Source organism: Vibrio sp. 10N.222.46.A1, assembly GCF_041473595.1.
In the GTDB taxonomy this organism is placed as follows: Bacteria; Pseudomonadota; Gammaproteobacteria; order Enterobacterales; family Vibrionaceae; genus Vibrio; species Vibrio tasmaniensis_A.
The window spans coordinates 1-10,411 of the sequence record NZ_JBFRSN010000500.1; the positions used below are offsets into that span (position 1 = coordinate 1).

Sequence of the window (10,411 nt, forward strand, 5' to 3'; positions counted from 1 at the left end):
CCACTCCGCCACTTATTCGATAACCTCGCCTAGTGCGAGGTTTTTTCGAATCTGAAGTAATGAAAGTTTTAGGGGTGTAGCTCCAATTGGCAGAGCAGCGGATTCCAAATCCGCGTGTTGGGAGTTCGAATCTCTCCACCCCTGCCATATTTAAGGCTCTAGCAGAAATGCTAGAGCCTTTTTACTTTCTGAAGCCAATATACGCCATTAGCAGAGCAGCGGATCCCCCGACCTACCAAAATAGCGCATGTTGGGAGTTAAACCTCCACTCCTCCCATATACTAAGCCTCAACAGAAATGCTAGATCCTTTTTGCTTTCTGAATCCAATATACGCTATTAGTAAAGTAGCGGATTCTCCGACTTACTAAAACAGCGCGTGTTGGGAGTCGAAACCTCCAACCTTTCCATATACTAAGCCTCAGGAGAAATGCTGAGGCTTTTTTGCTTTCTATTTGTTCTATTTTTAGTCGACAATTCCTACTTTTAATAAAATCTGGCCTTAAAAGTGTAAGTGCTTACTTATCCCAGCCTCTTTTATAAACAACCAACAGCACAAACTACGCTTCTTTATGAGAACTGTTATCAATATTTTGTTACATTTTAGTCGTTATTACTAAAAGGCAACAAATATGGATATCTCCCGTCGTAAGTTTATTCAATCATCTCTCGCTATATCTGCACTCACTGTACTTCCCGCTTGCTCAATGAAACGGGCGGTTGATGAGCAAGGAAAGTATGTTTATGACCTAACGGCAGAGCCTTCAACCGCTGAAATCGTGACGGGGTTTGAGACTAATATTCTAGGCTTTAATGGTCAGATTCCAGCGCCAACGATTCGGTGTCGCCAGGGGGAGAAGGTAACAATCCGTTTTACCAACAAGCTATCAGAACCGACGACTATTCATTGGCACGGTTTAAGGATTCCTATCGGAATGGATGGAGTACCTTTCTTAAGCCAACCACCGATCATGCCTGGTGAAACATTTATTTATGAATTTACGCCACCAGATGCTGGTACGTTTTGGTATCACCCACATATGAATAGCGTTAAACAGCTTGGTATGGGCTTGGTTGGTCTTATTATCGTAGAGGAGAGTATCCCAGTGCCGTTTGATGAAGAACACGCACTGACGCTTAAGCATTGGCATATAGATAAGAAAGGCCAATGGAAAGATCTAATGATCCCACGACTCAGTGCCCGTATGGGTACGCCAGGAGAGTGGAGTAGCGTTAATGGAATACATGAGCCTGCCTATCAGTTAAAACAACATGCAACGACCAGGCTGCGTATCGCAAATGTCGATAATACGATCACTTACCCTATTGCTGTCGAAGGGGCAGAGGCATGGGTGATTGCCATTGATGGTAACCCTGTAAAAACGCCTTATAAACTGACTCAACATAAAATTGGCCCAGGGATGCGAGTGGATATTGGATTGATAGCACCCAAAGCCGGTGGGCGAGTGAGCGTCCTTCAAATGAAAGGACGCTTTCCTTTCTCTTTGTGTGAGTTCGAGGTTGTAGATTCAACCCTTGTTGAGAATCGCTCTCTACCTTCTTTACCCCTTAATCCTGTGCCCAACTTAGATTTGGTTAATGCAGAAGAAATTGACTTTTTATTTGAATGGGAAGGGGCGGTTTCTCCAGTATCCAAAGATGGAAAATCTATGCCTAAGTTTTGGCTAACTAATAAACGAGCATGGGAGGGGATGAGCAAAGATAATATCCCTGAACCTTTGGCGACTTTAGATCTGGGAAAAACCTATATATTCGATCTAAAGAACGTCACTCAATACCATCATCCTATCCATATTCATGGACATACTTTTACAGTACTCGAACTTGACGGGAAGAAAGTTGAAGAACCTTTCCATACCGATACAGTGTTACTTGGAAAAAATGGCCGAGCTAAAGCTGCATTTGTAGCCGACAACCCTGGCCGCTGGATGTATCACTGTCATGTTATAGAACACATGAAAACGGGTTTGATGGGATATATTGAAGTTAAGTGACACCTGTAACGTTTAATATTTGCGCATGCATTCTTAGTTTCTACCCTCGCTTTTATCGGCGTTAAAGCTAGAATATAGGGATTATTGTTTGGGAGGATTCATGGGTCAGTTATCTATTCTAGGTTTTATCGCCATCGGTGGCGCGTTTGGTGCTTGTTCACGTTACTTGATTTCCGAGTTATGCGTTGTGATGTTAGGGCGTGGTTTTCCTTACGGTACGCTGACTGTTAACGTAATTGGCTCTCTGATTATGGGATTGCTCATCGCCGCGTTTGAAAATGAGATGGTTGCGACGGAGCCGTGGAGACAAATTATCGGTCTTGGTTTCCTTGGAGCCCTGACGACATTTTCTACGTTTTCGATGGATAACGTGCTTCTTATGCAGCAGGGTGCGTTTTTCAAGATGGGGCTCAATGTACTGCTCAATGTGGTTCTCAGTATTTCAGCCGCATGGATCGGCTTCCAACTTCTGATAAAGTCTTAAAACTTTCTTACGATTTGTTAACAACTCGGCTTGGTTTATCCAAGCCGTTTTTATATACTCGATTGTACTTGTCGGAGTGCCATATGGCTGAGACCGTTAACTCGGGATCCGTTGAACCTGATCAGGCTAATACCTGCGAAGGGAACAAGAGTAGATATCTAACTAGAATCCTTCTAGAGATCTATCTCCAGATCACAACTGCATTTTCTTGCTGTGATCCCTCTTGTAGCATCTTATCCGTCAAGCATTTTTATCCCTATAAATAATGGCTAAAAGCCAAGGAAAAATGCTATGTCGAGTCGTAAACAAGCAAGACTGGAAGCGAAGAATTTCATTGATTCTTTATCCGTGCAACCTTATCCAAATTCAAAAAAAGCTTACATCCACGGATCTCGCGAGGACATTCAAGTCCCTGTACGAGAAATATCACTAGCAGATAGCCTTGTTGGTGGTACCAAAAAAGATCCTGTATTCGAACCTAATGCGCCAATTCATGTATACGACACCTCTGGTGTTTATACTGACCCTATGCACGAAATTGACCTTTACAGTGGCCTTCCTAAGTTACGAGAGCAATGGATTGAAGAGCGTGGTGATACAGAACTGTTAGACGATGTAAGTTCTGTCTACACCAAAGAGCGTTTAGAAGATGAAACTCTAGACGACCTTCGTTACGGTAATCTGCCTAGAATTCGTCGCGCCACTGGCGATCAATGTGTTACTCAGCTGCACTATGCTCGTCAGGGGACTATTACTCCTGAGATGGAGTACATTGCGATACGTGAGAACATGGGACGTCAGAAATTTGCTGATGAGCAGCTTAACCACCAACATCCTGGCCATAACTTTGGCGCAAATCTACCGAAAGAAATTACCCCTGAGTTTGTGCGCAAGGAGGTTGCTGAAGGTCGAGCTATTATCCCTTCAAACATCAACCACCCAGAATCAGAACCGATGATTATTGGCCGTAACTTCTTAGTGAAGGTGAACGCTAATATCGGTAACTCTTCAGTAAGCTCTTCGATTGAAGAAGAAGTTGAGAAGTTAGTATGGTCAACTCGCTGGGGTGGCGATACCGTAATGGACCTTTCTACCGGCCGTAATATTCACGAAACTCGCGAATGGATCTTACGTAACAGCCCTGTACCAATCGGTACGGTTCCTATGTATCAAGCCCTTGAAAAAGTGAATGGTGTTGCGGAAGACCTTAACTGGGAAGTGATGCGCGATACTTTGATTGAACAAGCAGAGCAGGGTGTTGATTACTTCACTATCCACGCAGGTTTGTTGCTTCGCTACGTTCCGATGACGGCTAAACGTGTCACTGGCATTGTTTCTCGTGGTGGTTCTATTATCGCGAAATGGTGTCTTGCACATCACCAAGAGAGCTTCCTTTATACTCACTTCCGCGAGATCTGCGAGATTTGTGCGAAGTACGATGTTGCCCTGTCATTGGGTGATGGCCTACGCCCGGGTTCTATTGCAGATGCCAATGATGAGGCTCAATTCTCGGAGTTACGTACTTTAGGTGAGTTGACTAAGGTAGCTTGGGAATACGACGTTCAGGTGATCATTGAAGGTCCAGGACATGTGCCAATGCACCTAATCAAAGAGAATATGGATGAGCAGTTAGAACACTGCCATGAAGCGCCTTTCTATACTTTAGGCCCATTGACGACAGATATTGCCCCTGGTTACGACCATATTACCTCTGGTATTGGTGCGGCCATGATTGGTTGGTACGGCTGTGCGATGCTCTGTTATGTCACACCTAAAGAGCATTTAGGTCTACCAAATAAAGAAGATGTGAAGACCGGCCTGATTACATACAAGTTAGCAGCACACGCAGCGGACCTCGCTAAAGGACATCCGGGCGCACAAATCCGAGACAATGCATTATCAAAGGCACGTTTTGAATTCCGTTGGGAAGACCAATTCAATCTAGCTTTAGATCCTGAAACCGCGCGTTCTTTCCATGATGAAACTCTGCCACAAGAGTCGGGCAAGGTTGCTCACTTCTGCTCAATGTGTGGACCTAAATTCTGCTCGATGAAGATTTCTCAAGAAGTTCGAGAGTATGCGAAAGACACCGAACAAGTAGCCGCGGATCAGGCTATCGAGATTAAGATGCTAGATAACCCGTTGGAAGGGATGCGTCAAAAATCACAAGAGTTCCGTGATACTGGCTCTGAACTTTATCATCCTGCAGTAGCCGCAAAAGAAGCTCAATTAGAGGAATAATGACAGTGAAGATACTCATCCCATCTCAAAATATTGAGTTAACGGGAGAGGTGCAGAACTGTCTATTGGTTGCTAAGCGACAAGGCTTGGCAACTGATGCGGTTGAGTTGGGTGTAAGCCCAACTCAATACTTCTCTATCGTTGATTCTCAGCAGGCGTTATCTATTGGCTTCGCTCATGATCTTGATTCATTGACGGTGTGTCAGCTAGCAGAACTGAACCATGTTGTTGATTACAGCAATTCAGTCGCGCTAGCTGACGTTTGTGATGCCTTTACACAAACTCCGAATACCATTTATATCGGTGTTTCAGATGATTCAGCTGTACTGGATATCTGGTCACACCGGGATGCTAATCGTGCTATCAAGAGTGAAACTACAGCTCATCAGGAGTTAGATAATCGCGGCCACTTTGCTTGGTTACTTACTTTGTTGGCTCTGGAATTCCCATTAGAGGACGCATTAGTTTTAGCTCGCGCATCGTCCAATGTTTCACGTGGAACATGGCCAGCACATTACCAAAACTTTCCAATTCCGGCTCTTGAAGATCAACGATTGAATATAAGCGTTGGTTGGGCTAATCAAGGGACAGTGCTTTCTTTTCCTGAGCTGGGTAAGAATAGTCTAGGTTTATACCCTGTGGTTGATGATGTTGAGTGGATCGAAAGGTTGCTCAAGCTCGGAATTAACACTGTTCAACTACGTATTAAAAACCCGCAGCAAGTGGACTTAGAACAACAAGTCGCGCGATCAATCGAGCTTGGTCGAGAGCATAACGCTCAGGTTTTTATCAATGACTATTGGCAGCTTGCACTCAAGCATGACGCATTTGGTGTTCATTTGGGGCAAGAGGATATTGAAGAGTCAAACCTCTCACAGTTGAGCCAAGCAGGTATCAAGATCGGTCTCTCTACTCATGGCTATTACGAGTTGCTCCGCATTGTTCAAATCAACCCAAGCTATATTGCGCTAGGGCATATCTTCCCAACAACAACTAAACAGATGCCATCAAAGCCTCAAGGTTTAGTTCGTTTATCTCTGTATCAACAGCTGATTGATACTATCCCATACACAGACCAACTCACTGGTTATCCGACGGTTGCTATTGGCGGTATTGACCAATCGACAGCTGAGCAGGTGTGGGAGTGTGGGGTATCGAGTTTGGCGGTGGTACGTGCGATTACATTGGCGGAAGACCCGCAGAAAGTGATCGAATTTTTCGAAAAACTGATGGCACCTAAATCTCCAACTCTTAAGGAAGAGGTTATACAGGAGCCTAGCTATGCTGAGTGACTTTGAATTCATTCGTTATCAACGACAAATTGCGTTACCTGAAGTGGGTGAGCAAGGGCAACGCAACTTACTAAATAGTCATGTGTTGTTGATTGGTTGTGGTGGCTTAGGTAATGCTGCGGCTCTTTACCTGGCTGCTTCTGGTGTTGGAAAGATCGTGCTGGTCGATGATGATTGTGTCGATTCATCGAACCTGCAACGACAGGTCGCGTTCAGGGAAAGTCAGTTAGGTTCGCCTAAGGTTGAAGCTCTCAAGCAACAAGTGAGTGAACTCAATGGTCGCAGCCAAGTAAGAACCATCAATCAACGAATGAGTGAAAGTCAGCTTGAGCTTGAAGTGATGCTAGCTGACTTAGTGTTGGATTGTACTGACAACTTCGAGTCACGCCAGCAGGTTAACCAAGCATGTTTCAGCACGAAGACCCCTTTGATTTCTGGTTCTGCAATTGGCTGGAAAGGCCAATTTATTGTATTTGATTATCAGAATCAGAAAGGGTGCTATCACTGCTTGTTCCCGTTCAGACATCATCCACAAACGACTCGTTGTAGCGATAGCGGCATCATAGGCCCAGTTGTTGGCACCATAGGTAACCTTCAAGCTTTGGCTGCTATTCAACGTCTAGCTCGTGGTGAGTTTCAGGTCGCAACACACCAACTCAAACTGTTCGATGGCCAGACGATGAATTGGCAAAACCTTATGGTCACTCAAGATAGTGAATGTCCTGTGTGCAGTGCGTCTGTAGTTAAGCATTTAGAAGAAGAAATCCAATGAGCCATATAACGATCTCGATAAACGAACAATCAGAACAAGTAGCACACTCATCGTCTCTAGCGGACATTATCCAAGTTCTAGCATTACCCAATCTAGGTTGTGTATTTGCTATCAATAATGCGGTTGTCCCGCGTAGCCAGTGGCAACAAACGGTCGTTAATGAAGGCGACGCTATATCTCTTTTCCAAGCTATTGCAGGGGGCTAACCATGTTAACCATCGCAGATAAAACGTTTCAATCACGTCTGTTCACTGGAACGGGTAAGTTCGCCAATAAGCAATTGATGGCGAGTGCTATTGAGGCTTCAGGTTCGCAATTGGCAACCATGGCGCTGAAGAGAGTTGATATTCGCTCTGAGCAAGACGACATTTTACAACCAATCATTGATGCTGGCGTGAACTTGCTACCGAATACCTCTGGGGCGAAGAGTGCAAAAGATGCCGTCTTTGCTGCGCATTTGGCTCGTGAAGCGCTAGGCACAAACTGGCTTAAACTGGAAATTCACCCAGAACCAAAGTACTTGATGCCAGACCCAATTGAGACGCTTAAAGCCGCTGAGCAACTGGTTAAAGATGGTTTTGTTGTGTTGCCTTACTGCCATGCCGATCCAGTTTTGTGTAAGCGCTTGGAAGAGGTGGGTTGCGCTGCGGTTATGCCGTTAGGTGCGCCTATTGGTTCAAACAAAGGTATCGCTTCGGCAGACTTCTTAGAGATCATTATCGACCAAGCGAATGTCCCTGTGATTGTGGATGCAGGCATAGGCGCGCCATCGCATGCTGCTCGTGCAATGGAAATGGGCGCAGACGCTGTGTTAGTGAATACGGCGATTGCGGCTTCTCAACAACCCGTTGATATGGCGATTGCTTTTAAGCTGGCAGTTGAAGCGGGGCGTATGGCTTACCTTGCTGGGCTTGCAGGAAAAGTATCTCACGCGGTTGCTTCGAGCCCGTTAACTTCATTTCTAGACGAGTAGTGTACCTATGACGTTTGTTGATCGATTTAAACAGCTCAACTGGGATGACATTGGTATGTCTATCTTCAGTAAAACGTCAGCGGATGTTGAACGTGCTCTGAGTAAACCCAAACGTGACTTAGAAGACTTTAAGGCTCTGATCTCTCCGGCGGCAGAACCTTACTTAGAGCAGATGGCACAACAGTCGTTGGCGCTAACTCGTAAGCGATTTGGCAATACAATGTCGCTTTACATTCCTTTGTACCTCTCGAACCTATGTGCGAATGCGTGCACGTATTGTGGCTTCTCAATGGAGAACCGTATCAAACGTCGCACGCTTACTTTGGATGAAATTGATGCCGAAAGTGCGGCTATCAAAAAGATGAAGTTCGATAGCGTTTTGTTAGTCACCGGTGAACATGAAACTAAGGTCGGGATGAATTACTTTCGACAGGTGTTGCCGAATATCAAAAAGCAATTCAACTACCTAGCGATGGAAGTGCAGCCGCTTGATCAACATGATTACGCAGAGCTTAAAACTCTCGGTCTAGATGCTGTTATGGTTTACCAAGAGACTTATCAGCCAAGAACTTACGCTGAGCATCATCTACGTGGCAATAAAATGGATTTTGAATACCGTCTTGAAACCCCAGATCGCTTGGCAAAAGCGGGGATCGATAAGATAGGTATTGGTGCCTTGATTGGTTTGGAAGATTGGCGAACCGACTGCTTTTTTGTTGCTGCTCACTTAGATTACCTAGAGCGCACTTATTGGCAGACTCGCTATTCAATTTCATTCCCGCGTCTTCGTCCGTGTGAGGGGGGAGACTCTAGTGGAGGATTACAGCCTAAATCAGTCATGAACGACAAACAATTGGTTCAGCTTATCTGCGCATATCGACTCTTGAATCCTGAGGTCGAGCTATCCCTTTCTACTCGCGAATCGGCAACCTTTCGCGACAATGTGTTGCCATTGGGGATCACGAGTATGTCTGCGGCTTCTAAAACCCAACCTGGTGGTTATGCTTCGGGTGAAGAAGAGCTTGAGCAGTTTGAGATCAGTGATGAGAGAAGTGCTGCTGATGTCGAGTCGATGATTCGTCAGCGTGGTTTCGACCCGGTGTGGCGAGACTGGCACAGTGCCTATTCTGGTTAATCAACATATTGGTTGATGTTCCACGTGAAACATCGATGTAATGATACAGGCAAATAAAAACGGCTACCCTTGGGTATAATGCCGTTCGGATAAGCATTATTGCTTGAACCTGAACGGATATTTGGCTGGGACAAAGAGGACTGAACGTGGAAACGTTCGGTCTTTTCTTTTATCTGGAAGAATGAAGTGACTCAAACTGTCTCTCATCCTTTTCAGTTTTACAGGTAGAGTTCCGTCTGGACTTAAAGCTAACCAACGTAATTGCGCATCAATAAGGTTAATTGCGGCGGTAAAACTGACCCTAGTCGCTCGAACCCCGGCTTCTGAAGCTATCTTAACCATCTCTAATCGCACTAAGTTATAGGCAAGTAATACGCCCCACAGCTCTTGCTTCACACCGGCAGAAAAACGACTTCGTAAAGTGACGTGACTTTGCAGTTGAGTCTGTTTAATTTCACCATAACCTTCTTCTATCTCCCAGCGTTGCCAATAAATACGCAGCAGGCTTTCTAGCGAGTATCTACTAGGGTCTGTAAGTGAAGTAATAAAACCTTTTATCTCACCTTTTGGCTCTTGATATAGGACTAATCTGGCTTCCCAACGTGCGGGTAAATTCGGATTCTGCCGTTGAGCTTGAGGAGAGATGGGCATTGAGATGAGCATGTCGTTCTCCGCATATTTCTCCAACACTTCATAGCGTAGCTTACGCTTTGCAGGCATTAACCAGTGAGCATTTTCCGCACTCTCTTGCCACGACAACAAGAGGTCTGCCGAGAAATAACAACGATCAAATAAGGTCAATGAATGTGCGGGGATATCATTGAATAGGCGCTTAGCTAAGGTCGTTTCACCGACATGACAGCCATCAAAAGCCGCCCCCATAATCATTCGAGTTTCTGTTGACATCAAAGCGACTAAACGAAGTTGAGGGTAAGGTTTCAATTTTTTAGAGATGAACCCAAATTCTTCAGCGTTCTCTGGGGAATCTTGGCACCTAAATGTTGTCCCATCCACAGCAAGAACATTAAGCTCTAAGTCTTTGTCTTGTTGAAGGATATCTCCGTTCCAAGCCTTTACCGTTGTGTGAAACAGAGCCGCTAACGGACTCTCATCTAGACGTCGGCGTGAATCAGTTAGGACACTGGGTGCAACACGAGACCAGCTATCTTCAGGTTTAGGCTGAAGTGCAATGTCTAATGAACTGCACACCTCTTTGATAGACATGTTGCGTTGCAGCCCCATCCAAATAACTAACCAGACAGCTTGCTGAGCGGGAAGCCGACGTCGTCTTATGCTCGCTTTATTAGTTTCAAGAAGAGCTTGTTCTATCCACTCAATCTGAATGGCGTCGACAACAGATTCATAATTATCGGCATCTTCAATGGTCTCATGTGCCATTGCTAATTCTTGTTCAAGCATAAAAAAATCCCCATCAACGTTGTTGATGGGGATTATCTGCTAACTGCAAGATCGTTCAAGTCTTCTTAAACGATCGGCATTA

The 10,411-nt window shown here is 45.1% G+C and carries 9 protein-coding genes, 1 tRNA gene and 1 riboswitch; of the genes, 9 read left to right on the forward strand and 1 reads right to left on the reverse strand.

What is annotated here, in order from left to right; genetic code table 11:
- Positions 1–70: 70 nt before the first annotated feature.
- The 9 genes from AB4496_RS14650 to thiH all read left to right on the forward strand — a co-directional run bounded on the left by AB4496_RS14650 (position 71) and on the right by thiH (position 8,910).
- A tRNA-Trp gene (locus tag AB4496_RS14650) sits at positions 71–147 on the forward strand.
- Positions 148–630: 483 nt separating this feature from the next.
- Positions 631–2,013: a multicopper oxidase family protein gene (locus tag AB4496_RS14655; RefSeq protein ID WP_009848171.1), complete on the forward strand. Its 1,383-nt coding sequence runs from the start codon at positions 631–633 to the stop codon at positions 2,011–2,013.
- 100 nt (positions 2,014–2,113) lie between these two features.
- On the forward strand, positions 2,114–2,497 hold the full coding sequence (gene crcB / locus AB4496_RS14660) for a fluoride efflux transporter CrcB (protein WP_004736665.1): 384 nt from the start codon (positions 2,114–2,116) through the stop codon (positions 2,495–2,497).
- Between the two features lie 62 nt (positions 2,498–2,559).
- Positions 2,560–2,658: riboswitch (TPP riboswitch) on the forward strand.
- A gap of 130 nt (positions 2,659–2,788) precedes the next feature.
- Entirely contained in the window at positions 2,789–4,738 is a 1,950-nt protein-coding gene (thiC, locus tag AB4496_RS14665; RefSeq protein ID WP_009848172.1) for a phosphomethylpyrimidine synthase ThiC, read from the forward strand.
- On the forward strand, positions 4,738–6,030 hold the full coding sequence (locus AB4496_RS14670) for a thiamine phosphate synthase (protein WP_102258449.1): 1,293 nt from the start codon (positions 4,738–4,740) through the stop codon (positions 6,028–6,030). Before thiC ends, AB4496_RS14670 begins: the two co-directional genes overlap by 1 nt.
- Positions 6,020–6,802 carry a HesA/MoeB/ThiF family protein gene (locus tag AB4496_RS14675; protein ID WP_009848174.1) on the forward strand — a complete coding sequence of 261 codons (783 nt, stop codon included), beginning with the start codon at positions 6,020–6,022 and terminating at the stop codon, positions 6,800–6,802. Before AB4496_RS14670 ends, AB4496_RS14675 begins: the two co-directional genes overlap by 11 nt.
- Positions 6,799–7,008, forward strand: coding sequence for a sulfur carrier protein ThiS (thiS, locus tag AB4496_RS14680; RefSeq protein ID WP_009848175.1), 210 nt, complete (start codon positions 6,799–6,801; stop codon positions 7,006–7,008). The genes AB4496_RS14675 and thiS overlap by 4 nt, the downstream gene beginning before the upstream one ends.
- A 2-nt stretch (positions 7,009–7,010) precedes the next feature.
- Positions 7,011–7,775, forward strand: coding sequence for a thiazole synthase (locus AB4496_RS14685; protein ID WP_009848176.1), 765 nt, complete (start codon positions 7,011–7,013; stop codon positions 7,773–7,775).
- Between the two features lie 7 nt (positions 7,776–7,782).
- On the forward strand, positions 7,783–8,910 hold the full coding sequence (thiH, locus tag AB4496_RS14690; RefSeq protein WP_009848177.1) for a 2-iminoacetate synthase ThiH: 1,128 nt from the start codon (positions 7,783–7,785) through the stop codon (positions 8,908–8,910).
- Positions 8,911–9,006: 96 nt separating this feature from the next.
- Here thiH and AB4496_RS14695 read toward each other — a convergent pair whose 3' ends face one another.
- Entirely contained in the window at positions 9,007–10,329 is a 1,323-nt protein-coding gene (locus tag AB4496_RS14695; protein ID WP_009845967.1) for an IS4-like element ISVbsp1 family transposase, read from the reverse strand.
- Positions 10,330–10,411 lie beyond the last annotated feature (82 nt).

Excerpts from the sequence above, each read along its gene's own strand:
- AB4496_RS14695 (WP_009845967.1), bottom strand. The coding sequence starts at position 10,329 with ATGCTTGAACAAGAATTAGCAATGGCACATGAGACCATTGAAGATGCC.
- thiC (WP_009848172.1), top strand. The coding sequence starts at position 2,789 with ATGTCGAGTCGTAAACAAGCAAGACTGGAAGCGAAGAATTTCATTGAT.
- AB4496_RS14685 (WP_009848176.1), top strand. The coding sequence starts at position 7,011 with ATGTTAACCATCGCAGATAAAACGTTTCAATCACGTCTGTTCACTGGA.
- AB4496_RS14670 (WP_102258449.1), top strand. The coding sequence starts at position 4,738 with ATGACAGTGAAGATACTCATCCCATCTCAAAATATTGAGTTAACGGGA.
- thiS (WP_009848175.1), top strand. The coding sequence starts at position 6,799 with ATGAGCCATATAACGATCTCGATAAACGAACAATCAGAACAAGTAGCA.
- AB4496_RS14675 (WP_009848174.1), top strand. The coding sequence starts at position 6,020 with ATGCTGAGTGACTTTGAATTCATTCGTTATCAACGACAAATTGCGTTA.
- crcB (WP_004736665.1), top strand. The coding sequence starts at position 2,114 with ATGGGTCAGTTATCTATTCTAGGTTTTATCGCCATCGGTGGCGCGTTT.
- thiH (WP_009848177.1), top strand. The coding sequence starts at position 7,783 with ATGACGTTTGTTGATCGATTTAAACAGCTCAACTGGGATGACATTGGT.
- AB4496_RS14655 (WP_009848171.1), top strand. The coding sequence starts at position 631 with ATGGATATCTCCCGTCGTAAGTTTATTCAATCATCTCTCGCTATATCT.